The organism is Sphingomonas sp. STIS6.2, from assembly GCF_000732685.2.
Taxonomy (GTDB): Bacteria; Pseudomonadota; Alphaproteobacteria; order Sphingomonadales; family Sphingomonadaceae; genus Sphingomonas; species Sphingomonas aerolata.
Genome location: NZ_JPDP02000035.1, coordinates 68,990 through 92,847 on the forward strand (window position 1 = coordinate 68,990; position 23,858 = coordinate 92,847).

Genomic DNA, 23,858 nt, shown 5'->3' on the forward strand with positions numbered 1-23,858 from the left:
GGGCTCAGCGCGGGCGGCCGACCCAGTCCGCGACCTGCTGTGCGACGCTATTGGCCGCGGTGTTGATCCCCGCCGCCGCGGACGGCGCATCGATCGCCGCGACCGGGACACGCGCCTCGAAGCGACGCTTCTCGACCGACTGCATCCCTGCCCGCGTCAGTGAGGCATCGAACGTCACGACTGCCTCGCGCGTCGTCGCGTCGAGCCCGAAATTGCGCAGTTCCCCGCCCAGCATTGCACTCGGATCGCCGACTGCCTGGACGGTCGACAGCACGACCATCCCGGTGCGCGCGGCGACCGTGTCGGACATCAGTCGCGCGAACAGCCGCGCGGGCGGCTCGGCCCATTGCGCGTCCTTCACATAGGCGATCGACGTCGCGGTGGCCTGCACCGGCACGCGCGCGGTCGCCAGCGCTTGCGGCACCGTCGGCACCTGCAGCGTGATCGACTTCGACGTCGCCGAATTCTGGTTCTGCCCGACCGCAACCGCGGACTGCGTCGTCAGCGTCAGCAGGGTCGGCGGCGGCGCGGCGCCAAAGCTGATGCAGGCGCTGAGCGGCAGCGCCGCGAGGAGGATGAACAGCGGTGTCTTCATGGCGGTCATCACTTACCCTTATAGTCCGGAAGCTTCTGCTGCCCGACGAGCGAGCCTGCCCCCTGCTGGTCGACACGTTCGGCGACCGAGGACAGCGCCGCGGCGGTGGTGCGCAGATCGTGGACGAGGCGGTTGGCTTCGGGAATGGTGGTCTTCGAGAAGGCCTGCAGCCCGGGCCGCGCGTCGCCGATCGCCGCGTTCAGCGTTTCGGCGCTGGTCTGTGCCGACTGGATCGCCTTGTTCAGATTGGCCATCGCCGGCTTCACGTCTTCGGACAGCACCCCGTTGGTGGTCTGCGCGAGCACGCCGAACTGCTGTGCGGCATCGCCCGCCTGCTGGATCGCGACCCGCGTCTGCGCCAGCGTCGCGGCGATTTCCGGCCCGCGATCGGCCAGCGCATCGGTCAGGCGATTGGTGTTCTCGAGGATCCCGGCGATCGACGCCTGGTTGCGATCGGTCAGCAGCCCGGTCAGCCGCTCGGTCAGCGTCGACAGACGCTCGAGCAGCTGCGGCGCTGAATTGAGGATCGCGCCAAGGCCACCCTGCTTGGTCGGGATGACCGGCACGCCATACGGGCATGGCTGGCCGTTCGAATCGGGGCAGCCGACCGCGGGCGCACCCTTGCGCGCGCCATCGAGCGAAACCTGGCTGACGCCGGTGAAGCCGACGCCCGAAATCGACGCGGTCGTGCCCTGGAGCACCGGCGTCTCCTCGTTCACGCTGATGCGGACGCGGACGAACTGCGGGTCGTTCTTCCACAGCGAGATCGACTTCACCTGCCCCGACGGCACACCTGAAAAGGTCACCGCGGAGCCGCGCGCCAGACCATCGACCGACTGGCGGAAGAAGATGTCATATTCCTTCTCTTCCGTGCCACCGAGCCGCGCGATCCACACGGTGAACAGCGCGAGCATCGCCAGCAGGATCAGCACGACGGCGCCGACAAGGACATGGTTCGAACGGGTTTCCATCAGAGCGTCCTTGCTTCTTTCTCGGCATATGTCGCGTCGGCGTCGTCCGGCGCGGACTGCTTGGACTGGACTTCGGTCGGGTGGGCATCGGCAACCGCGTCGGCGCTGCGATGCGCCTCCTTGGTCGCCACCGCGGCGCGGCCGCGCGGTCCCTTGAAATATTCCTCGATCCACGGATGGTCGAGCGCGAGCAGTTCGTCGATCGTGCCGACCGCGATCACCTTCTTGTCGGCGAGCACCGCGACACGGTCGCAGATCGCGTAAAGCGTATCGAGGTCGTGCGTGATCAGGAAGACGGTCAGGCCCAGCGTCTTCTGCAACGACTGCGTCAGCGAATCGAACGCCGCCGCGCCGATCGGGTCGAGCCCGGCGGTCGGTTCGTCAAGGAACAGCAGTTCGGGGTCAAGCGCGAGCGCGCGCGCGAGCCCGGCGCGCTTCTTCATGCCGCCCGACAATTCGGCGGGAAACTTGTTCGCGGCATCGGCCGGCAGCCCGGTCATCACGACCTTGTACGCGGCGATCTCGGCGAGTAGCGCGGGCGGCAGGTCGGGATAGAATTCGCGCAGCGGCACTTCGACATTCTCGGCGACCGTCAGCGTCGAGAACAGCGCGCCGCCCTGGAACAACACGCCCCAGCGCTTGCGGATCTCGGTCGCCTCGGTCTCCTCGCGGCCGATATTCGATTCCCCGAACACCGTGATCGCGCCCTCGGCAGGCGTCTGGAGGCCGATGATCGAGCGCATCAGCACCGACTTGCCAGTCCCCGATCCGCCGACCACGCCGAGGATCTCGCCACGCCGGACGTCGAGGTCGAGGCCGTCATGCACGACCGAATCGCCGAACTCGTTCCTCAGCCCCTTTACGGAGATGATGCTGTCGTCAGTCTTGCGGGCCATCAGTCCCAGCCGATCCAGGTGAAGAATACCGCGAAGAACGCGTCGAGCACGATGACGAGGAAGATGCCCTGCACCACCGCCGAGGTCGTGCGCAGCCCGACCTGTTCGGCGTCGGCCTCGACCTGCATGCCCTGGAAACAACCCGCGACCGCGATGATCGCGCCGAAGACCGGGGCCTTGATCAGCGCGATGTACAGATCGGTGATCGGCACGACTTCGCGGATCCGGGCGATGAAGGTGACAGGCGGGATGCCGAGCTGGATCCAGCACAGCAGCCCACCGCCGATGATCGCGATCAGCGATGCGTAGAAGGCGAGCAGCGGCATCATCACGATCGCCGCCAGCACGCGCGGCAGGACCAGCGCCTCCATCGGCGACACCCCGATCGTCCGCATCGCGTCGATCTCTTCGGTCAGCTTCATCGTGCCGAGCTGCGCCGCAAAGGCGGAGCCCGACCGGCCCGCGACCATGATCGCGGTCATCAGCACGCCGAGTTCGCGCAGCGTCAGACGCCCGACCAGATTGATCGTGAACACCTCTGCCCCGAACTGGCGGAGCTGGACCGCGCCCTGCTGCGCGATGACGACGCCGATCAGGAAGCTCATCAGCCCGACGATGCCGAGTGCGGCGATGCCGACGACCTCGAACCGCTGGACGACGGCGTTGAAGCGGAAGCGCTTGGGGTGGCGAATGACACTGCCGAAGGCGATCGTCGTCGCGCCCAGAAAGGCGAGCAGGCCGAGCATCGTCCGGCCGGTCAGCACGACCGCGTCGCCGATCTCGCCCAGCACGCGCTTTACCGAACCGACCGGCTTGCCGCGTGCCGCCAGCGGCTGGTCGGAGGCGACGACCTGATCGAACAGATTCTGGCCGTCGGCATCAAGCCCGTCGATCGTCGCGTCGTTGCGTGCGGCGAAGCGGTGGACGATCCAGGCGCCGATCGTGTCGATCCGGTCGACCTGGCTCAGGTCGACCCGCTTGATCGACGCGGCATCGACCGCCTCGAGCCGATCGGGAAGATTTCCGATGTTGGCGAGCGACAGATCGCCGGTGAAGCGAAGCGTACCCGTGTCGGCACCGTCCTGCTGAAAATCGGCCATCGCGCTCATCGGCGGCACCTTTGCGGCAAACGGACTGGATCGGCAAGACGAATGCTGTGTAAGCCGGCCCAATGACCCAGCTTCTCGCCATCTACGACATGGACAAGACGATCACGCACGCGCCGACCTGGACGCCGTTCCTGATCCACACCACGCGCACCGGCGGCGCGCCGTGGCGACTCGCGCTGGTGCCGGTCGCAGCCCTCGCGGCGGCGGGATATCTCGCCAAGCTGATGAGCCGGGGCCGCCTGAAGCACATCATGCAGCGGGTGATGCTCGGCAAGACGCTGACCCCGGCGCAGGAGCGTCGTGCCGCCGAGGCGTTCGCCGACCGCGTGATGCGCGATGGTGTCTTCGCCGCCGCGCTCCGCCAGATCGAGGCGGATCGCGCGGCGGGATACAGGCTGGTGATGGCGACCGCCTCCTACCGCTTCTATGTCGAGTCGATCGCCGAGCGGCTCGGCTTCGATGCGGTGATCGGTACCGAGAGCCTGCGCGACGCGAACGGGCATCTGCTCGCCGGTATCGACGGCGAGAATTGCTACGGCCCCGCCAAGCTCGCGATGATCGAGCGCTGGATGGCACGTGAGGGGATCGCGCGGCACGATGCGCATGTCCGCTTCTATTCGGACCATGTTTCCGATGCGCCGACCTTTGCCTGGGCCGACGAGCCGTTCGCGGTCAACGCGCATGGTCCGCTCCGCCTGCTGGCAAAGGCAAAGGGCTGGCCGATGCCCGACTGGGAGCGATAACCGGGGCGACTAGAGGATCCGGTCGACGGTGTGGATCACCAGGCCGACGAGGCCGCCCACGATCGTGCCATTGACGCGGATATATTGCAGGTCGCGACCCACCGCATTCTCCAGCCGGCTGGTGATCGTCTCCGCATCCCAGCCGCGTACCGTCTCCGACACGAGCCGGACGATCCCGTCGCCATAATCCGCCGCGATGCCGACGACCGCGCGGCGGACGAACCGGTTGATCGTATGCGACAGCCGCGGATCGTGGAGCAGCGTCTCGCCGAGCTGGCGCAGCACGTCGCCCAGCTTGCCCGCCATCGCCCGCTCCGGATCGCGCGCGATCGCCAGCAGCGCGCCGCGCGCCTGTTCCCACAAACCGTCGAGCCAGCGCTGCATCGCGGGGTTGTCGAGCAGGTCGTTCTTCATCGCCTCGACCCGCTCGCGCATGCGGCGGTCATATTGAAGGTCCCAGGCCAGCCGCTCGAGCGCTTCCTCCGCCTTCAGCCGCAACGGGTGCTGGGGATCCTCTGCCATCTCCGCGAGCAGGCGGTCGAACCCGTTGATCAGCTTGTCCGCGACCGTGGTGTCGAGCCCCGTCCAGCGCAAAATCGAACCGGACTTCTCATGCACCATCGCGCGGACGAGATGGTCGTTCGCGGCGAGCGTGACCGATGCCCAGCGGATCGCCGCCTCGAGCAGCGGAGCATGACGACGCTCGGCGATCGCGGCCTTGAGCAACTGGCCGAGGATCGGCGATATCTCGGTCTGGCGCAGCCTTGCGCGGATGCCGGCCTTCACCATGCCGCCGAGCCGCGCGGGGTCGAGGCCTTCGAGAATCTGCGCGACCAGCTTTGACGCACCAGACCGGAACCGCCCCCCTGCCCCTTCGGGCGGATCGGTCAGCCAGTGTGCGATCGCGCCCGCGACGTCGAGCCGCCGCATCCGGCGCGAGATGACCGAGGGTAGCAGGAAGTTGTCGCGCAGGAATATTGCGAGCGTGTCGCCGATCCGGTCCTTGTTCCGCGGGATGATCGCGGTGTGCGGGATCGGCAACCCGAGCGGATGGCGGAACAGCGCGGTGACCGCAAACCAGTCCGCGAGTCCGCCGACCATCGCCGCCTCGGCAAAGGCCCGGACGAAGCCGATCGCAGGGTGCCGGTCGACCAGCGCGCGGCTGACCAGGAACACGACCGCCATCAGCACCAGCAGCCCGGTCGCGACGATCCGCATGCGAATGAGGGCCGGGTTCGTCGCTTCCTTGGCCAGGCGCACGCGGGAATTCGATGTCATGCCCGAAACAATCCCCGAGCGCAGGGATAGTTCACCCGTGAGGTGTCACGCCGGCGATCATTCCGCCGGCTGTGTCCCGCCATCGCCGTCGCGAAAGCCGATCTTGGGCGATGCGGGTCCGAGCGCCGGCGCGTTGGGGCCGGCGATTCCGACCACCTCCGCGCCGTCGTCGCCGGGCCGGAAGGTGAGCAGGCGACGACCCAGTCGCGGCCCTGCCCAGCGCTCGATCCCGACCGCGATGCTGAACGTCGCCGGCACGATCAGCAGCGTCAGCACGGTCGACATCACCAGACCGCCGATCACGGTGATGCCCATCGGCGCGCGGAACGATCCGTCGCCGCCGATCGACAGCGCGGTCGGCACCATGCCCGCGACCATTGCGACCGTGGTCATGACGATCGGCTGCGCGCGCTTGTGCCCGGCATCGACGATCGCGGTCCAGATATCGACGCCCTTGCCCATCTCCTCGAGCGCGAAGTCGATCAGCAGGATCGAGTTCTTCGCGACGATCCCGAGCAGCATCAGCAGCCCGATATAGACCGGCATCGAGATCGGATGACCCGTCACCCACAAAGCGAGCAGCCCGCCGAGCGGCGCGAGGATCAGCGACCCCATGTTGACGAACGGCGGCAACAGTCGGCGATAGAGCAACACGAGCACCGCGAAGACGAGCAGCACGCCCGCCACCACCGCGACGATGAAGTTGCTGATCATCTCGGCCTGCCACTTGGCCTGCCCGAGCACGAGTTCGCTCACCCCGATCGGCAGCGCGTTCATCGTCGGCAGCGCATGGATCTGCTTCTGCGCATCGCCACTGATCACGCCGGGCGCGAGATCCGCGCCGATCGACAGCTGGCGCTGCTGGTTGACGCGATCGATCTTGGTCGGCCCCGAGCCCAGCCCGATATCCGCAACGAGGCTGAGCGGCACCGATCCGCCCGTCGCGGTGGCGACCGGCAGGTTCTGGATCGTCGCGAGACTCGTCCGCGCATTCTGGTCGAGCGCGACGCGGATCGGGATCTGGCGATCGCTGAGCGAGAAGCGCGCGCTGTTCTGGTCGATATCGCCCAGCGTCGCGATGCGGATCGCACTCGACAGGCCCTGCGTCGTCACGCCGAGATTGGCGGCGAGATCGAGCCGCGGGCGGATGACGATTTCAGGACGCTGCAGATTGCCCGCGACGCGCGGCGCGACGAGCGACGGCAGCTTCGCCATCTCGGTCACGATCTTCTGCGCGGTCGCGTCGAGCTTGACCGGGTCGTCGCCGCCCAGCGTGATCGTCACGTCGCGATTGCTGCTGCCCCAGCCGAACTGCGACCGGAACGACACGCGCGCATCGGGGATCGCCGCGAGCTGCGGCGCGAGACTCCGCTCGAACGCGGTGCTCTTCATCGAGCGATCGTCCTTGAGCGTCGCCGTGACGCGGCCATTGCCGACCGCGGTGCGGGCATAGACCGATGCGACATCGGGCTGCGCCTGGAGGATGCTCGCGACCCGCGTCACGACCGCCTGGGTCTGCGCCAGCGTCGTGCCGGGCACCATGTCGATCGTCGCGGTGCTGGTGTCGCTGTCGCGCGGCGGCTGGAAGGTCGAGGGCAGGACGAAGAACATCGCGATCGTGATCGCGGTCGCGGCCGCACCCGCCACGACCGGCAGCCAGCGGTGCCGCAGCGTGAAGCGCAGCGACGCCATGTACCAGTCCATCAGCTTGCCTTCGCCGTGGCTGGCGGTGCCGTGCGCCTTCAGGAAATAGGCCGCGATCATCGGCGTGATGAGGCGCGCGACCGCGAGACTCATCAGCACCGAGGCGACCACGGTCAGACCGAAATTCTTGAAGAACTGACCCGAGATGCCCGGCATCAGTCCGACCGGCAGGAACACCGCGACGATCGACATCGTCGTCGCCAGCACTGCCAGCCCGATCTCGTCCGCGGCGTCGATCGACGCCTGATAGGCGGATTTGCCCATCCGCATGTGCCGGACGATATTCTCGATCTCGACGATCGCGTCGTCGACCAGCACGCCCGCGACGAGGCTGAGCGCGAGCAGCGTCATCTGGTTCAGCGTGAAGCCGAGCAGATCCATGAACCAGAAGGCGGGAATCGCCGACAGCGGAATCGCGAGTGCGGAAATGATCGTCGCGCGCCAGTCGCGCAGGAACAGGAACACCACGATCACCGCGAGCACCGCGCCCTCGATCATCGCGTCGATCGCGCTGTGATATTGCTCCTCGGTATATTTCACGCTGTTCGAGCGCAGTACGAAATGCACTGCCGGGTTGCGCTTCTCCAGCGCCTCGAGCTTCTTGACCGCATCGTTGAACACGGTGACGTCGGACGCGCCCTTGGCGCGCTGGAAATCGAAGCTGATGACCTGGCGGCCGTTGATTGCCGCTGCCGTCCGCTGTTCGGCATAAAGGTCGCGGACCTGCGCGATGTCTGCCAGCCGCACGGTCCGCCCGCCGACCGAGATCTGCGTCTGGCCAAGGTCATAGGCGTTCTTGGCATTGCCGAGCACGCGGACCGACTGTTCGGATCCGGCGATCTCCGCGCGGCCGCCCGCCGCGTTCAGATTGACCTGACGCAGCTGCGCGTTGACCTGGCTCGCGGTCAGCCCCTGGCTCTGCAGCTTGACGGGATCGAGGATCACGCGAATCTCGCGGCTCACCCCGCCATTGCGGTTGACCGCGGCAAGCCCCGATACCGACAGCAGCTCCTTCGCCACGGTATTGTCGATGTACCAGCTGAGCTGTTCGACCGTCATGTCGCTGGCGATCGCGGAATAGCTCGCGATATCCTCGTCGGTGGTGTTGGCGCGGAACACCTGCGGCTCGAGGATCCCCTCGGGCAGGTCGCCGCGGATCTGCGCGATCGCGTCGCGAACGTCGTTGACCGCGCGGTCGATCGGCGTGCCGATATTGAGCTGGATGACCGTCTGCGACGTGCCTTCGGTGACCGTCGAGCTGATCTGATCGATGCCCTGCAGCGTCCGCACCGCCGCCTCGACCCGCTGCGTGACCTGGGTTTCCAGTTCGGTGGGCGCCGCGCCCGGCTGGCTGATGACGACGATCGCGATCGGGAAGTCGATATCCGGATCGTTGTTCACGTCCATCCGCATGAAGCTGACGATTCCCGCCAGCGTCAGTGCGAGGAACAGCACGATCGGCGGTACCGGGTTGCGGATCGCCCAAGCCGAGATGTTGCGGAAACCCATGGTGCGTCAGCCCCGTTTGATACTGGTGGGTGTCGTCGTCGCGCTGGTCGTCGCCTTGGTCACGGGCTTGACCTTCTGCCCGGGTGCGAGGAACCCGCCCGCCGACTGGACGACGCGTTCGTTGCCCTGCAGCCCGCCTGCGATCGTCACCGCACTGTCGGAAACGTGACCGATCTTCACGTCGCGGCGCACCACCTTGTCGTCGGGACCGACAACATACACGAAACTGCCCTTGTCGTCGCTCTGCAACGCCGAGTCGGGAAGCTGCGGTGCGACCGTCGCGCCACCGACGATCGACGCCGCGGCGAACCCGCCCGGGCGCAGCGCGGGATCATAGGCGAGCGCGATTCGCGCGACGCCCTGGCGCGTCTGCGGATCGATCACCGGCGACACCTGCCAGACCTCACCCTTATACCCCTTGGCCGAACCGACCGGGGTCACCGTCGCCCGCGCGCCGACCGGAAGGCCGAGCAGATCGCTTTCGGCCAGCGCCGCGCGCATTTCCATCTGTCCGCCCATCGCCATGCGGAACAGCACGCCGGTCCCCGAGCTGACGATCTGCCCGGGCTCGACGCCGCGGGTCAGCACAAGGCCGGCGGCCGGTGCACGGATGTCGAGTCGCCCGTTGCGCGCGCGGGCTTCACCGAGCGACGCCTGCGCCACCTTGACGCGCGCCGCCGCCGCATCACGCGTCGCCGCCTTGCGCTGGAGATCCGCCTTCGAGATGAACCCGCGATCGACCAGCTGCTGCGCGCGGTCAAGCTCCGCCTGTGCGATCGTTTCGTCCGACCGCGCCACGGTTACGGATGCCGACAGCGATGCCGCGGTCTCGGTCTGGACCGAGCGGTCGACCGTCGCGAGCACCTGCCCCGCCGCGACCCACTGGCCCGGCTCGACCAGCACGCGCGTGATCATGCCGCCCTCGCCCGCGACGCCGACGGGCATTTCGCGCCGCGCGGCCAGCGTACCGGTCGCGGCGATTACCCGGTCGACGGTCTGGCGACCGGGCACGATGACGGTGACGCTCGGGATCTGCTCGGTCGGCGCACCGGGCGCCGCCGCATCCTTCTTGCCCGATCCGAACGCGAACCAGGCGATGGCCAGCGCCGCGAGGATGACGACCACCGCGATGATGATGTTGCGACGGGTATGCGACGGCGGCGTCTGATCCGTCAGCACCTGCTGCGGCTCGCCGCCGATCGTCCTGGCTTCGTAGTTCATGCGCGCGCTATCCCCGTCCCGACCCGAATCCGCCGGACCACTCGCCAGCTGTATTATATAAATAGATCACCGTGCTCAAGCCCCCCGGCACGCCGCGCAGCCAAATGTCAGACATGACCAGGATCGCACCTGTCTGCAAGCTGCACGCGATGTTCAGCCTGCGTTGACCCGGCTTCGATCAATCGCGAAAGCAGGCTGACTTACAGGGAGACACGATATGACCAGGTTCACCATGATCGCGACGCTGGCGGCGGTTCCGCTCGCCGCCGCGATCCCCGCCGCCGCTTCGGCGCAGGCGCAGGCGTCGACGGTCGAACCGATGGTCCCCGCGACCGGGACCGTGCTCGACGTCAGCGCCGAGGGCCGCACCACGCGCGTGCCCGATGTCGCGACAATCCGTGCGGGCGTCGTCTCGCAGGCGACGACCGCCGCGGCTGCGCTGGCGGACAATGCGCAGCGGATGAATCGCGTGCTCGCAGCGTTGAAGAAGGCCGGGGTCGCGCCGCGCGACATCGCCACCGCGACGGTCGGGCTCGCGCCGCAATATCGCTATGCCGACAACCAGCCGCCGGCGGTCACCGGCTATCAGGCGACCAACAGCGTCTCGATCCGCTTCCGCGACGTGGCGAAGTCGGGCGCGATCCTCGATGCGCTGGTCGCCGAGGGCGCGAACCAGATCGACGGTCCCAATCTGTCGATCGACCAGCCCGATGCGGCACTGGACGAGGCGCGGGCCGACGCGGTCAAGCGTGCGCGCGCCCGCGCCGAGATCTATGCGCGGTCGGCCGGCATGCGCGTCTCGCGGATCGTCTCGATCACCGAGAATAGCGAGAATGCCGGCAATCCGAACCCGCCGGTCTTCATGGCGCGCGCCGCGATGGCCAAGGACAGCACGCAGATCGTCGCGGGCGAGAAGGACGTCACCGTCTCGGTCTCGGTCCGCTTCCTGCTAAACTGAGCGCACAGAAAAAGGGCCGCCCGGTTGCCCGGACGGCCCTTTTTCAACGCTGTGTAGCGACCGCTCTTAGCGGACGCTGCCGCGGCGCACGAGGTTGACGATCGCGAGCAGCACGATCGCGCCAAGCAGCGACACGATGAAGGAGGTCAGCGTCAGCGGTGCGCTGTTGATCGAGCCACCCGACAGGATCAGGCCGCCGATGAAGGCGCCGACGATGCCGACGATGATGTTCAGGAAGATACCCTGCTGCGCGTCGGTGCGCATGATCATGCTGGCAATCCAGCCGATGACGCCGCCGATGATCAGCCAAAGAATGATACCCATTTTACTTTCCCTCCGTTGTTCCCGTAGCCGGGCGATGGCGGAAAGACGTGCGAGCACGGACGTTTGTTCCGCCCGCGTTTTGATTATGTAGGCTGATTCGGGTCAGTATTTTTGCTGCCTTTCGTACAGCGACTTATAGTGCTGGATCCGCGTCACGCGCAGGCCCGGCATCCCCGACCGGTCGATCGCGCGCTGCCATCCGGCAAATTCCTCGACCGTCAGTCCATAGCGGTCGCAGACCTCGTCGACCGACAACAGACCTCCATTGACCGCGGCGACGACCTCGGCCTTGCGGCGTACGACCCACCGCGTCGTGCTGGGCGGCGGCAGCGAATCCAGCGTCAATTGCTCGCCAAGCGGTCCGATGACCTTGGCAGGGCGGAACTTCTGGTTCTCGATCATTTACAACCTCTGATCGGGGCGGGGGCCCCCTCTCGATACGTGGCTACGACCCGTAGCCAAGGGAGTTGAAGAATGGCTGAAACGCCGCGGTAAACGCCGCGGTCATTCCTGTTTCCATCGCGTCAAGGCATCCGCCATTGGCCCGTTGAACGCCCCGTGGACGGGGGCGAACAGCTTGGGATCGATCGCACCCCGCGAAAACCCGGCCTGAACCGCCGCGGTCGGGCTCGCCGCCTGACGCGCGGCGATCCCGACGATCAACACCGCCAGGTCACCGGGCAGAACGGTCAGCTCGGCCTCTCGATCGAAACGGGGGAAGCTCAGATCCAACGCGACACTCGCAAAACACCAACTAGAGGTTCCGTCTAAACGCCGGGGAATGAAAACGAGGTAAAGTTCGGGACAAAGAGTTGTCGCGCCTGTCGCTTTTTTTGCAACGCCTCGTCGCAGAGACTATGGTGTACCGATGGAACAGGCGGATTTTCAGCTCGGCGGCGCGACACCAGGGTCGGGGTCGCTGGCCGGTCGACGGATCGTCGTCGCGATGTCGGGCGGGGTCGACAGCTCGGTCGTCGCGGCGCTCGCGCATGCGACCGGCGCGGAGACGATCGGCGTGACGTTGCAACTCTACGACCACGGCGAGGCGGTCGGCCGCGCGGGCTCGTGCTGCGCGGGCCGCGACATTCGCGACGCGCGCGCGGTCTGCGACCGGCTGGGCATCGCGCATTACGTCTTCGATCATGAATCGAGCTTTCGCGAACAGGTCGTCGACACCTTTGCCGACGCTTATCTCGCGGGGCGCACGCCGATTCCGTGCGTCCAGTGCAACATGGGGCCCAAGTTCACCGACCTGCTGAAGCTCGCGCGCGATCTCGGCGCCGATTGCCTGGCGACCGGCCATTATGTCCGCCGCGTCGAGGGCGCGCACGGCGCCGAACTCCACCGCGGCGCGGATCCTGCCCGCGACCAGAGCTATTTCCTGTTCGCGACGACGCAGGCGCAGCTCGACTATCTGCGCTTCCCGCTCGGCGGCCTGCCCAAGGCGCGCGTGCGTGAGATCGCGGCCGAACTCGGCCTAGGCGTCGCGGCCAAGCCTGACAGCCAGGATATCTGCTTCGTCCCCGACGGCGATTACGCCGGACTGGTCAAGAAGCTGCGCCCGGAGGCAGATACCGCAGGCGATATCGTCGATATCGGCGGCATGAAGCTAGGCGAGCATCGCGGGCTGATCCACTTCACCGTCGGCCAGCGTCGCGGACTGGAGATCGGCGGCAGCCCCGAGCCGCTCTACGTCGTGCGCGTCGAGCCCGACACGCGGCGCGTCGTGGTCGGCCCGCGCCGTGCGCTCGCGGTTTCAGCGGCGCAGCTGAGCGACATCAACTGGCTCGGCGATGATTTCACCGGGCCGCTCACCGCCAAGGTGCGCTCGATGGCCAAGCCCGTCCCGGCGCGCCTGATCGGTGACCGCGTCGTGTTCGACGCACCCGAATATGGTGTCGCACCGGGGCAGGCTACCGTCCTCTATGCCGGCGACCGCGTGCTCGGCGGCGGCTGGATCGCGTCGACCGAGGCGGCACTCGCCGCCGCCTGACGCGTTGGGCGTGGCATGGATATCGACGACCTGCGCCGCCAGATGGAAGCCGCCGCCGCGGCGATGGACTTCGAGAGCGCGGGGCGGCTGCGCGACCAGATCAGCCTGCTCCGCGGCGGCGGCACCGTCGCCGACACCGCGGGACTCACCCGCCAGCAACCCGGCGCGATGGGTCTGGGCACCAGCCAGCAACGTCTGACCCCGCCGCCCGGCTGGGTGAAACCCAAGAAGCCTGACCCGATGACCAAGGGCCGCAAGCGCTAGCCGCCACGCCGCTCCTCTTCCGTCATCCTGACGAAAGTCAGGATCCAGGGTAACGAAGCAAGACGATCCTGGCTCTGGATCCTGACTTTCGTCAGGATGACGTAGAGTTAGACCGTGATCACGGCAGCAGGAACGTGCCCTCGATCACCGTCACGCACGCACCGCCAAGCACCACCCGGTCGCCCTCGAGCCGGCACGTCAGCCGCCCCCCGCGCGCGCTTGCCTGGAACGCGGTGAAACTGTCGCCCAGCGTCTGCGCCCAGTACGGCACCATCACCGCATGCGCCGACCCCGTCACCGGATCCTCGTCGATAGCATAATAAGGCGTGAAGACGCGGCTGACGATCGCGGTCGCCGCCCCCTTCGCCGCGACGATCGCGACGATCGGAAACTTCGCCAGCGCGACGAAATCGGGTTTCAGGTTGCGGACGATCGCCTCGTCCTCGACGATCACCAGCGCATAGCCCTTGTCGTGCCACAGCGTCTCGACCGGCGAATCGATCGTCAGTGCCGCGACGATCTCCGGCATCGCCTTCGGCGCGGGCGCCCAGGCTGGCAGCTCGAGCGTGTATCCGCCATCCGCGCAGGCGACCTCGAGGATCCCGGCCTGCCGCGTCGCGAACCGGACGCGGTCACGGGCAGTATCCGACGACAGCACGAAATGCCCGCTTGCCAGCGTCGCATGACCGCACAACGCGACCTCCGCGCCCGGCGTGAACCAGCGCAGGTCGAAATCGACGCCCTCTTCGGCGGAGGGGACGATGAACGCGGTCTCGCTCAGGTTGTTCTCCTGCGCAATATCCAGCAGCACCGCATCGTCGAGCCACGCGGACAACGGCATCACCGCCGCCGGATTGCCCGCAAAGGCCGTGTCGGCGAACGCATCGATCTGCGCGAACGGTATTCTCATGCTGCTGCCCCTCTGCCCGTTGTCGATCGCCGCAGGTTAAACCCGCTTGCCAAACCAATGCGGCGTCACGTCCGCCTCGACCAGCGGATTGTCGGTATCGACATGCCCTTCGGGATCGAGGTGGATCAGCACCTCGACCTTGGGAAAGGCGGTGCGAAGGTTGCGTTCGACCGCCTCGACGATGTCGTGCGCATGCGCGACGGTCAGGTCGCGCGCGACCTCCATGTGGAACTGCGCGAAATCATGGCTGCCCGACCGGCGAGTGCGGAAGTCATGGATGCCGCGGATGCCGGGTTGGCGCGCGGCGACGTCGAGGAATTGCGCGCGCAGGTCCTCGGGCCATTCCTTGTCCATCAACTGGTCGATCGCGTTCGACGATGCCGAGAAGGCACCCCAGGCGAGCCACAAGGCGATGACGATGCCGAAGATCGGATCCGCCCCGCTCCACCCCAGATACTGGTCGAGCACCAATGCGACGATCACCGACCCGTTGAGCAGCACGTCCGACTGGTAATGGACATTGTCTGCCAGGATCGCGACCGAGCCGGTCTGGCGGATGATCCGGCGCTGATAGGCGAGCAGGAACACCGTCGCGACGATCGCGACGACCGACACGCCGATGCCGAAATCGGCGCCCGTGGTCGGCTGAGGATCGTTGAACGCGAGGATCGCGCGCCACGCGATGCCGGCCGCCGACGCAGTGATCAGCATCACCTGGAACAGCGCGGCGAGCGCCTCCGCCTTGCCGTGGCCGAAACGGTGATCATGATCGGCAGGCGTCGCCGCGAGCCGCACGCCGTACAGCGTAACGAGGCTCGCGAGCAGGTCGAGCGCGGTATCGGCGAGCGAGCCGAGCATCGCGACCGATCCGGTCGTCCACGCCGCAAAGCCCTTCAGCAGCAGCAGGAAACACGCCATCGCGACGCTGGCGAGCGCCGCGCGCGTCGCCAGCGGGATCACCCTGCGGCGTTCGTCCTGGGTCATGGGAACAGCAATCCTTCGGTCCAGCCTTCACCGTCGCGCACGAACAGTCGCCGCTCATGTAGGCGGTGTTCGCGGTCCTGCCACAGCTCGATGCGATCGGGCGCGATCCGGTACCCGCCCCAGTGCGGCGGGCGCGGCACGTCGCCACCCTCGAACCGCGCCTGCGCCTCGGCAAAACGGCGTTCGAACGTGTCGCGCGTGTCGAGCGGGCGCGATTGCTCCGACGCCCATGCCCCGAGTTGCGAATCACGGCCGCGCGTCGCGAAATAGGCGTCCGATTCCGCATCGCTCACCAGGCTGACGCGCCCCTCGATCCGGACCTGCCGGCGCAGCGACTTCCAGTGGAAGAGCAACGCCGCATGCGCGTTCGCGGTCAGTTCGCCCGCCTTGCGGCTCTCGCGGTTGGTGTAGATGACGAAACCATCGGGGCCATGCCCTTTCAGCAGCACCATCCGCACCGACGGACGTCCCTGCGCATCCGCAGTGGCGAGGGCTACAGCGTTGGAGTCGTTGATTTCTGTTTGCCTGGCCTCGGCGTACCAGGCCTCGAACAGCGTGATCGGGTTATCGGACATGGCAGCGCCATAGCGAAACTTGGCGGGCCGCGAAACAGCGCACGGCACGGCGCTCACGGAACGACTCGCCACGCCGACGATTGAATCGGTTTCGCAACGAAGGAAACCGCACCGTGGCAGCGCGCGCCTATTGGCAGGGACAGATCCGGCTCGCGCTGGTCTCGATCCCGGTCGAGATCTACTCCGCCACCAAATCGGGTGCGGCCGTCTCGTTCAAGCAGATCCACGAACCCTCGGGCCAGCCGATCCATTACGACAAGGTCGTCACCGGCGTCGGCCCGGTCGACGCCGACGAGATCATGAAGGGCTATGAGGTCGAAAAGGGCGAATATGTCCTGCTGAACCAGGACGAGATCGACGCGGTGAAGCTCGAATCGAAGAAGACGCTCGAACTCACCCAGTTCGTCGATGCGAGCGAGATCGACGTGCTCTATTACGAGAAGCCCTATTTCGTCGTCCCTGCGGACGATCTGGCGGAGGAGGCGTTCATCGTCCTGCGTGAGGCGCTGCGCCGTACGAAAAAGGTCGGGCTCGGCCAGCTGGCGATGCGCGGCCGCGAATATGTCGTCAGCCTCAAGCCGTGCGGGCGCGGCTTGGTGCTCGAGACGCTGCGCTACGCGGACGAGGTGCACAAGGCGCAGGGCTATTTCCGCGATATCCCCGACGACAAGCCGTCCGAGGAGCTCCTCGAACTCGCCGAGGCGCTGATCGAGAAGCGCAGCGGCGACTTCCACCCGCAGGACTTCCACGATCGGTATGTCGACGCGCTGAAGGACCTGATCGAACGCAAGCGCAAGGCGAACGGCAAGACGATCATAGACGACAAGGACAGCGGCGAGAGCAAGGGGTCTAACGTCGTCGACCTGATGGCGGCGCTGAAGAAGTCGATGGAGAAATCGGGCGGCACGGCCACGGCTGCGAAGAAGGCACCCGCCAAGAAAGCCCCGGCCAAGACCGCGACCAAGACTGCGACCAAGACCCCGGCCAAGAAACGTGCGTAACGCCCCCTGTTGTGTCTCCGCGAAGGCGAGGACCCAGCCTGGGCTTCCGCCTTCGCGGGAGAATAATGGTGGCTGACACCCCAGACCCCCTCGCGCTCTACAATGCCAAGCGGGACTTCGCGAGGACCGCCGAACCCGCCGGCACGCTGACCCCCGGCAACGGCAACAGCTTCATGGTGCAGAAGCACGACGCCACCCGCCTCCACTGGGACCTGCGCCTGGAGATCGACGGCGTCCTCAAAAGCTGGGCGGTCACCCGCGGCCCCAGCCTCGATCCCGACGAAAAGCGCCTCGCGGTCCGCACCGAGGACCATCCCTTGAGCTACGCCACTTTCGAAGGCGCGATCCCCGCGGGAGAATATGGCGGCGGCACGGTGATGCTGTGGGACCGCGGCACCTGGGCCCCGATCAAGGGGAAGTCGGCGAAGGACCTCGACAAGGGGCATCTCCACTTCGTCCTCGATGGCGAACGGATGAAAGGCGAATGGCTGCTGATCCGCCTGAAACCCCGCGCGAAGGAAAAGCGCGAGAACTGGCTGCTCCGCAAGATCGACGACGCCGCGGCGGGCGGCACCGACACGCTGGTCGACGAAGCGCTGACGAGCATCTCGACCGGGCGCACGATGGCGGAGATTGCCGAGGGCAAGAAGCCGGCACGCGCGAGCAAAGCAGCCCCTCCCCCGTCATCCCGGCGAAAGCCGGGACCCAGAGCGAAAAGCGTCGCGGCCGATACTCCGGATCCTGGCCTTCGCCAGAATGACGGCACGCTTCCCGAATTCCGCGACCCCCAGCTCTGCACGCTCGTCGACGCCGTTCCCACCGGCACCGCCTGGCTCCACGAGGTCAAATATGACGGCTACCGCGCGCTCGTCGCGGTCGCGAACGGCACGGCCAGGGTCTTCACCCGCACCGGCCTCGACTGGACCGACAAGTTCGCCGGAATCGCCGCCGCTGCCGCGAAGCTCCCCGTAAAATCCGCGCTGATCGACGGCGAGATCGTCGCCTTCAAGAACGGCCACCCCGATTTCTCGACGCTGAAGGACGCGATCTCCAACGGCGGCGACATGACCCTGTTCGCGTTCGACCTGCTCGCACTCGACGGCGAGGACCTGACCGGCCTGTCCAATCTCGACCGCAAGGCCCGGCTCGAACCGCTGATCCCGGCCGATGACGACCGCCTGCGCTATTCCGACCACGTCATCGGCGCGGGCGAGCAACTGTTCGAGACGATGTGCCGCGAGGGCCTCGAAGGCATCGTCTCGAAACGCGCCGACGCGCCCTATCAGGGCAAGCGGACCAAGGCGTGGCTCAAGGTCAAGTGCACGCACCGCCAGGAATTCGTCATCGTCGGCTGGCTCCCGTCCGACAAGAAGCGCGGCTTCAAGTCGCTGCTGCTTGGTGTCCGCGAGGGCAAGACCTATCGCTATGCGGGCAAGGTCGGCACCGGCTTTGACCAGGCGCTGATGGACGAGCTGCGCGAGAAACTCGATGCGCTCGACCGCAAGACGCCGACGGTCGAGGCCCCGAAAGCCGCGGTCCGCGGCGCGCACTGGGTCACGCCCAAGCTGGTCGCCGAGATCGCCTTTGCCGAAACCACCCCCGACGGCGTGCTGCGCCATTCGAGCTTCATCGCTCTGCGCGAGGACAAGGCGGCCAAGGACGTCGTCGCCGAGACCCCCGCCCCGCTCCCCGATGCTGCGCCTGAGACCAAGATCAAGATCACCAACCGCGACCGCGTGATCTTCGACGAGTCCGACGTCACCAAGGGCGATCTCGCCGATTATTACGCCGCGCTGTCGGGCCTCATCCTCCCCTTCGCGGGCAACCGCCCGATCAGCCTCGTCCGCTGCCCGCAGGGCCGGTCGCGCGCCTGCTTCTTCCAGAAACACGATGCCGGCAGCTTCGGCGACGCGGTCCATCAGGTACCGATCCGCGAGAAGGACGGATCGACCGAGGACTATCTCTATGTCGACGATGCCGACGGGCTGGTCGCCTGCGTCCAGATGGGGACGATCGAGTTCCACGGGTGGGGATCCTCCAACGACACCCTCGAAAAGCCCGATCGCCTGGTCTTCGATCTCGACCCCGACGAGGGGCTCGACTTCGACGATACCAAGAAGGCCGCAGAGTTTCTGAAGACGCAGCTCGCCGAACTGGGGCTCGTCAGCTTCGCGATGCTGTCGGGCGGCAAGGGCGTCCATGTCATCGTCCCGCTCACCCCCAGGGCGGAATGGCCCGCGGTCAAGGATTTCGCCGACCGTTTCGCGCGGGCGCTGGCAAGTGCCGAGCCCGACCGGTTCGTGGCATCGATGGCCAAGGCCAAGCGCAAGGGCCGCATCTTCATCGACTGGCTGCGCAACCAGCGCGGCAGCACCGCGGTGATGCCCTATTCCGCCCGCGCCCGCGCCGGCGCGCCTGTCGCCGCCCCCGTATCATGGAGCGAATTGCGCGACATCGACACCGCCGCCCGCTGGGGTGTTCGCGACGCCGAAGACCTGATCGCACGCGCCGGGTCGCGCGGGTTGAAGGGCTGGGGTGTGGCGGACCAGGTGCTGCCGGATTTCTAAAAGCGAAAACGCCCCCCTCGCCCACCACCCCGGCGAAGGCCGGGGCCCAATTGGGGGACGCCCGTGATAACGGGTGGCTAGCCGTTACGCCCCTCCACCCAATTGGGCCCCAGCCTCCGCCGGGGTGGAAGGCGTAGGCGAAACCCGCCCCGCAGACACGCTTTTAGGTTGCACCGCGGCGGCGAAAGGTGAAACACCCCCGCCACGCATCAAGGGCAGCAAGGCATGGAGATGGCGACGCAATCCACGCCCCCGACCGATACGGCGCAATCGAGCGCCTATGACGCGACACGCCATGCCGAGCGCTGGATTGCCGACTATTGCGCGCGCAGCACCGCCGCCGACATGCTCTGCCCCGCCGCCGACGGCAGCATCGACCCCGCCTGGAGCGCGACCTTCGCCGAGCTCGCGATGGTCGCCTCGGACGATCTCGGCCATGTCCGCGAACGCGTCCAGCGTCACGCGGTCGATATCGGCACCGGCTTCCGCATCGCCGACGAACCCGACGAGCGCCCCTGGCCGGTCTCCCCCGTCCCGCTGCTGATCGAGGCGGACGCATGGGCGCGGATCGCGGCGGGCGTCGTCCAGCGTGCGACGTTGATGGAAACGGTGATCGCCGATCTGTACGGCGAGGGAAAGCTGGTCGCGGATGGCCATATCCCCGCCGCGCTCGTCACCGGCAGCCCGTTCTTCCTGCGGCCGATGGTCGGGCTCGATCCGCCGGGCGGCCGCCACCTCGATTTCATCGCGATCGATCTCGGCCGCGGTCCAAGCGGCGAATGGCGCGTGCTCGCCGATCATCTGCGCGCGCCCGCGGGTGCGGGCTATGCGCTCGAGAACCGGCTCGCGGTCGGCCGCACGCTCGGCGGGCTGCAGGCGCGGCTGAACGTCCAGCGCCACGCGCCCTTCTTCGCCGCGTTCCGCGCGGGGCTGGCGGCGATGTGCAAGCGCACCGATCCGCGGATCGGGCTGCTCACCCCCGGCCGCTTCAACCCGAGCTATCCCGAACAGGCGCATCTTGCGCGCTATCTGGGGCTGCTGCTCGTCGAGGGCGCGGATCTCGCCGCGCTTGAGGACAAGCTCTATGTCCGCACGATCGGCGGGTTGAAGCGGATCGACGCGCTGTGGCGGCGGCTCGATCCGCGGCTGCTCGATCCGCTGGCGTTCGACACGCATTCGCAGATCGGCGTGCCCGGCCTCATCGACGCCTATGCCGCGGGCAATGTCGTGCTGTCGAATGCGCCCGGCTCCGCGGTGCTCGAGGCCCCCGCCTTCTCGGCCTTCCTGCCGCAACTCGCGCGCACGATCCTCGGCGAAGACCTGCTGCTCCCCAACATCGCGACCTGGTGGTGCGGGCAGGACGCGGCGCGCACCGCGGTCGAGGCAGATCTCGACCGGCTGCTGATCGCCCCCGCCTATCACACCCGCCCGCTCGGCCTGCCGAACGGTGCGACCGCGGGTGCCGACATCACCGGCGCCGACCGTGCCGCGCTGCTCGCCGACATGGCCCGCCGGCCGCAGGATTATGTCGGGCAGGAGATCGTTCGCCTGTCGACCATGCCCGTCGTCGTTGGCGACACGCTCGAGCCGCGCCCGTTCACGCTGCGCGTCTTTGCAGCACGCGGCGGCGACGGCGAATGGACCGTGCTGCCTGGCGGGTTCGCGCGGATCGGCGAGCATCCCGACGCGCGCGCCGCGGTGATGGGCGAGGGCATCTGGTCCGCCGATGTCTGCGTCTATGGGCCCGAGCCCGTTGCGCCCGTCTCGCTGCTCACCGCGCCGGATTCGCTCCACGTCCGGCGCAATCCCGGCACGCTGCCCAGCCGAGTCGCGGACAATTTCTACTGGCTCGGCCGCTATCTCGAGCGCGGCGAGGCGTTGCTGGCCGCGATCCGCGTCATGCTCGGCAATTCGATCGACGCGGACGGCGGCGCGGTGCTGTCGTCGCAGACCGTCGGCAAGCTCGTTGGGCTGATCGTCGGCAGCGGTGCCGCACCGCATCCCCCCGCGCTGCGCCGCGCCGACCTGACCGCGTTCGCGCGCACCGCGATGGAGGACGAGGGCTGGCAGTCGGTCGCGACGATCAACCGCCATGCGCGTGCGATCGGCGAGGGATCGCGCGACCGGCTGTCCTCGGACATGGTCCGGCTGCTCGAGGCGCCCTTCCCGACGCATCGCGGGATGCTCGAACGCGCCGGTTCGCTCCAGCGCCGCTATGCCGCGATCGCCGGGCTGTCCGCCGAGCATATGGGACGGACCGCGGCGTGGCGGTTCCACGATCTCGGCCGCCGGATCGAGCGTGCGATGGCGATGGCCCGCGCGATCCGGCTGTTCGGCATGCCCGGCGCCTCGCCCGACGACCTGTCGGTGCTGCTCGACCTCGCCGACAGCCAGATCACCTATCGCCAGCGCTATCCAACGGGAATCGCGCGCGTGCCGGTGATGGATCTCGTGGCGCTCGACCCCGGCAACCCGCGCAGCCTAGCCTTCTCCGCCGACCGCATTGCCGCCCGGCTCGCCGAGCTGCCGGTGCTGAGCGATGACGAGATGGCCGAACCGCAACAGGCCCAGGCGACCGCACTCATGGCGATCGTAATGACCGCGACCGCCGCCGAGCTGGACGCGGATACGCTGGGCGACGTCGAACGCCGGCTGGCGGGCGTGTCGGACGCGCTGGCGAGACGCTATTTCCTGCAAGGCGCAGAGCCGCTCCGCACCAGCGAACTGACGCTTGCATGATCTACGACATCCGTCACGTCACCACCTTTGACTATGGCGCGAGCGTCAAGTTCGCGCGCTGCAACCTCCGGCTGAAGCCCATCGACTGGCCCGGCCAGCGGCTCGACGACTACACGCTCTCGGTCCACCCCGCGGGCCGGATCAGCCCCGCGCGGGCCGAGGCCGGGCTCGCCAACGTCACGCGGCTGGTGGTCGACAGCCCGGTACGCCACCTGACGATCGAGAGCCGGTCGCGGATCACCGTCGACCGGCTCGTCCCCGTCCCCGACGCCGGCGACCCGACGCTTGCCGAGATCGCCGCGCTGGCGCGCGCCAGCACCGACCTCTCCGCGGCGAGCCCCGCCACCTATCTCTATCCCTCGCCGCTGATCCCGCTCGACCATGCGATCGCCGATTATTGCGCGGCCGATCTCGACCCCGCGCGCGGCGCGCTGGAGGCAGGGATCGCGCTCGCCCGCCGGATCCAGCGCGAGTTCGTGTTCGATGCGGATGCGACGCTGGTCGACACCCCGCCGCACGAGGCGTTCCTCCACCGCAAGGGCGTGTGCCAGGATTTCGCGCAGATCATGATCACCGGCCTGCGCGCCGCCGGCCTGCCTGCCGCCTATGCGTCTGGATATATCCGCACCATCCCGCCCGCGGGCCAGCCGCGGCTGGTCGGAGCGGATGCGACGCATGCCTGGGTCCTGCTGTGGTGCGGGCCGGTACACGGCTGGGTCGGGATGGATCCGACCAACGGCATCTGGATGGCCAGCGACCATATCGTCATGGCGGTCGGCCGCGATTATGCCGAGATCGCACCGGTCGATGGTGTGGTGCTGGGCTCGGGCGCGCAGAGCATGGACGTCAGCGTCGACGTTGCGCCGCTGGACGACACGGTTTCGAGCTAGCTCCTATGTGTTCTCCCGCGAAAGCGGGAGCCCAGAACCACGAACGCCGTCCCCGCGACTCTGGGCTCCCGCTTTCGCGGGAGAACAGACAGGTCAGTCCTTCCCCTCATGCGGGTTCGGATAGGATCCACCGCCGCTCTCGCCGCCCTTGTCCTTGGCCGGCGCGTCGTTCACCCCGTCCTTCTGCTTGGCACCGTCATCGCCCTCGGGCACGCCCTGCATCGGTTGCTTGTCAGCCATCATCGTCTCCTCTCGCCCGCCAAACGCACGGTACGGGAATTGCGTTGCGCCCGCGGCGGCCCCACATAGACGCGCAAGACAGAGTGGGGACCTAAGTGGCCGATCCGTACAAGACCCTGGGCGTTGCCCGCGACGCGAACGAAGCCGACATCAAGAAGGCGTATCGCAAGCTCGCCAAGGAGCTTCATCCCGATCGCAACAAGGACAATCCGAAGGCATCGGAGAAGTTCAGCCAGGTCACCAACGCGTACGACCTGCTGAACGACAAGGACAAGCGCGCGCGCTTCGATCGCGGCGAGATCGATGGCGACGGAACCCCCGCCGCGCCGTTCGGCTTCGGTGGCGGCGGTGGTGGGCGGCCTCAGCCCGGCGGCGGCTTTCGCAGCG

At 67.5% G+C, this 23,858-nt stretch carries 23 protein-coding genes; 9 read left to right on the forward strand and 14 right to left on the reverse strand.

What is annotated here, in order from left to right; all coding sequences use genetic code 11:
• Window positions 1–4: 4 nt before the first annotated feature.
• From sphst_RS05015 to sphst_RS05030, 4 genes are read right to left on the reverse strand one after another with little or no spacing between them, the layout of a single operon-like run.
• Entirely contained in the window at window positions 5–595 is a 591-nt protein-coding gene (locus sphst_RS05015; RefSeq protein WP_081874269.1) for an ABC-type transport auxiliary lipoprotein family protein, read from the reverse strand.
• An 8-nt stretch (window positions 596–603) separates the two neighbouring features.
• The gene (locus sphst_RS05020; protein ID WP_031396265.1) at window positions 604–1,566 is read right to left on the reverse strand and encodes an MlaD family protein; all 963 of its coding nucleotides are present in this window, start codon (window positions 1,564–1,566) and stop codon (window positions 604–606) included.
• Window positions 1,566–2,462 (reverse strand): ABC transporter ATP-binding protein, encoded by an 897-nt coding sequence (locus sphst_RS05025; RefSeq protein ID WP_031396264.1) that lies wholly within the window; start codon window positions 2,460–2,462, stop codon window positions 1,566–1,568. Before sphst_RS05025 ends, sphst_RS05020 begins: the two co-directional genes overlap by 1 nt.
• A complete protein-coding gene (locus sphst_RS05030) occupies window positions 2,462–3,571 on the reverse strand; it encodes an ABC transporter permease (RefSeq protein ID WP_031396263.1) in 1,110 nt (369 codons plus the stop codon). Before sphst_RS05030 ends, sphst_RS05025 begins: the two co-directional genes overlap by 1 nt.
• 62 nt (window positions 3,572–3,633) lie before the next feature.
• Here sphst_RS05030 and sphst_RS05035 point away from each other — a divergent pair, with 62 nt between their 5' ends.
• Entirely contained in the window at window positions 3,634–4,314 is a 681-nt protein-coding gene (locus sphst_RS05035; protein WP_031396262.1) for an HAD family hydrolase, read from the forward strand.
• A gap of 9 nt (window positions 4,315–4,323) precedes the next feature.
• Here the strand turns inward: sphst_RS05035 and sphst_RS05040 are convergent, their stop codons facing one another.
• The 3 genes from sphst_RS05040 to sphst_RS05050 are packed head-to-tail and all read right to left on the reverse strand — an operon-like array spanning window position 4,324 to window position 10,026.
• The gene (locus sphst_RS05040; RefSeq protein WP_031396261.1) at window positions 4,324–5,592 is read right to left on the reverse strand and encodes a DUF445 domain-containing protein; all 1,269 of its coding nucleotides are present in this window, start codon (window positions 5,590–5,592) and stop codon (window positions 4,324–4,326) included.
• Between the two features lie 57 nt (window positions 5,593–5,649).
• On the reverse strand, window positions 5,650–8,805 hold the full coding sequence (locus sphst_RS05045) for an efflux RND transporter permease subunit (protein ID WP_107045250.1): 3,156 nt from the start codon (window positions 8,803–8,805) through the stop codon (window positions 5,650–5,652).
• Between the two features lie 6 nt (window positions 8,806–8,811).
• On the reverse strand, window positions 8,812–10,026 hold the full coding sequence (locus sphst_RS05050; RefSeq protein WP_107045251.1) for an efflux RND transporter periplasmic adaptor subunit: 1,215 nt from the start codon (window positions 10,024–10,026) through the stop codon (window positions 8,812–8,814).
• 217 nt (window positions 10,027–10,243) lie between these two features.
• On the opposite strand from sphst_RS05050, the gene sphst_RS05055 reads away from it, so the two are divergent.
• Entirely contained in the window at window positions 10,244–10,984 is a 741-nt protein-coding gene (locus tag sphst_RS05055) for an SIMPL domain-containing protein (protein WP_031393002.1), read from the forward strand.
• 66 nt (window positions 10,985–11,050) lie between these two features.
• Here the strand turns inward: sphst_RS05055 and sphst_RS05060 are convergent, their stop codons facing one another.
• From sphst_RS05060 to sphst_RS05070, 3 genes are all read right to left on the reverse strand, one after another.
• Window positions 11,051–11,308 carry a GlsB/YeaQ/YmgE family stress response membrane protein gene (locus sphst_RS05060; protein WP_031393003.1) on the reverse strand — a complete coding sequence of 86 codons (258 nt, stop codon included), beginning with the start codon at window positions 11,306–11,308 and terminating at the stop codon, window positions 11,051–11,053.
• A gap of 102 nt (window positions 11,309–11,410) precedes the next feature.
• Window positions 11,411–11,710 carry a CtrA inhibitor SciP gene (gene sciP, locus sphst_RS05065; protein WP_031393004.1) on the reverse strand — a complete coding sequence of 100 codons (300 nt, stop codon included), beginning with the start codon at window positions 11,708–11,710 and terminating at the stop codon, window positions 11,411–11,413.
• 102 nt (window positions 11,711–11,812) lie between these two features.
• Window positions 11,813–12,040 carry a hypothetical protein gene (locus sphst_RS05070; RefSeq protein ID WP_031393005.1) on the reverse strand — a complete coding sequence of 76 codons (228 nt, stop codon included), beginning with the start codon at window positions 12,038–12,040 and terminating at the stop codon, window positions 11,813–11,815.
• 136 nt (window positions 12,041–12,176) lie between these two features.
• On the opposite strand from sphst_RS05070, the gene mnmA reads away from it, so the two are divergent.
• Together mnmA and sphst_RS05080 are read left to right on the forward strand one after the other, a co-directional pair.
• Window positions 12,177–13,301 (forward strand): tRNA 2-thiouridine(34) synthase MnmA, encoded by a 1,125-nt coding sequence (gene mnmA, locus sphst_RS05075; RefSeq protein WP_031440562.1) that lies wholly within the window; start codon window positions 12,177–12,179, stop codon window positions 13,299–13,301.
• A gap of 15 nt (window positions 13,302–13,316) precedes the next feature.
• Window positions 13,317–13,565 carry a UvrB/UvrC motif-containing protein gene (locus sphst_RS05080; protein WP_031393116.1) on the forward strand — a complete coding sequence of 83 codons (249 nt, stop codon included), beginning with the start codon at window positions 13,317–13,319 and terminating at the stop codon, window positions 13,563–13,565.
• Between the two features lie 118 nt (window positions 13,566–13,683).
• On the opposite strand, the gene sphst_RS05085 is transcribed toward sphst_RS05080, so the two are convergent.
• The 3 genes from sphst_RS05085 to pdxH are packed head-to-tail and all read right to left on the reverse strand — an operon-like array spanning window position 13,684 to window position 16,034.
• A complete protein-coding gene (locus tag sphst_RS05085; RefSeq protein WP_031393117.1) occupies window positions 13,684–14,475 on the reverse strand; it encodes a PhzF family phenazine biosynthesis protein in 792 nt (263 codons plus the stop codon).
• Window positions 14,476–14,511: 36 nt separating this feature from the next.
• Entirely contained in the window at window positions 14,512–15,459 is a 948-nt protein-coding gene (locus tag sphst_RS05090; protein WP_037529981.1) for a cation diffusion facilitator family transporter, read from the reverse strand.
• Entirely contained in the window at window positions 15,456–16,034 is a 579-nt protein-coding gene (gene pdxH / locus sphst_RS05095) for a pyridoxamine 5'-phosphate oxidase (RefSeq protein WP_031440566.1), read from the reverse strand. Before pdxH ends, sphst_RS05090 begins: the two co-directional genes overlap by 4 nt.
• 113 nt (window positions 16,035–16,147) lie before the next feature.
• Here pdxH and ku point away from each other — a divergent pair, with 113 nt between their 5' ends.
• The 4 genes from ku (at window position 16,148) to sphst_RS05115 (ending at window position 23,231) form a co-directional block, all read left to right on the forward strand.
• Window positions 16,148–17,035, forward strand: coding sequence for a non-homologous end joining protein Ku (gene ku / locus sphst_RS05100; protein ID WP_031393900.1), 888 nt, complete (start codon window positions 16,148–16,150; stop codon window positions 17,033–17,035).
• 68 nt (window positions 17,036–17,103) lie between these two features.
• Window positions 17,104–19,602 (forward strand): DNA ligase D, encoded by a 2,499-nt coding sequence (gene ligD / locus sphst_RS05105; RefSeq protein ID WP_234387413.1) that lies wholly within the window; start codon window positions 17,104–17,106, stop codon window positions 19,600–19,602.
• A 231-nt stretch (window positions 19,603–19,833) separates the two neighbouring features.
• The gene (locus sphst_RS05110; RefSeq protein ID WP_107045260.1) at window positions 19,834–22,341 is read left to right on the forward strand and encodes a circularly permuted type 2 ATP-grasp protein; all 2,508 of its coding nucleotides are present in this window, start codon (window positions 19,834–19,836) and stop codon (window positions 22,339–22,341) included.
• A complete protein-coding gene (locus sphst_RS05115; protein ID WP_107045252.1) occupies window positions 22,338–23,231 on the forward strand; it encodes a transglutaminase family protein in 894 nt (297 codons plus the stop codon). The genes sphst_RS05110 and sphst_RS05115 overlap by 4 nt, the downstream gene beginning before the upstream one ends.
• 93 nt (window positions 23,232–23,324) lie before the next feature.
• On the opposite strand, the gene sphst_RS20345 is transcribed toward sphst_RS05115, so the two are convergent.
• Window positions 23,325–23,471 (reverse strand): hypothetical protein, encoded by a 147-nt coding sequence (locus sphst_RS20345; RefSeq protein WP_156360378.1) that lies wholly within the window; start codon window positions 23,469–23,471, stop codon window positions 23,325–23,327.
• A gap of 95 nt (window positions 23,472–23,566) precedes the next feature.
• On the opposite strand from sphst_RS20345, the gene sphst_RS21095 reads away from it, so the two are divergent.
• The coding region (locus tag sphst_RS21095; RefSeq protein WP_234387420.1) for a DnaJ domain-containing protein at window positions 23,567–23,858 on the forward strand (292 nt) is incomplete at its 3' end.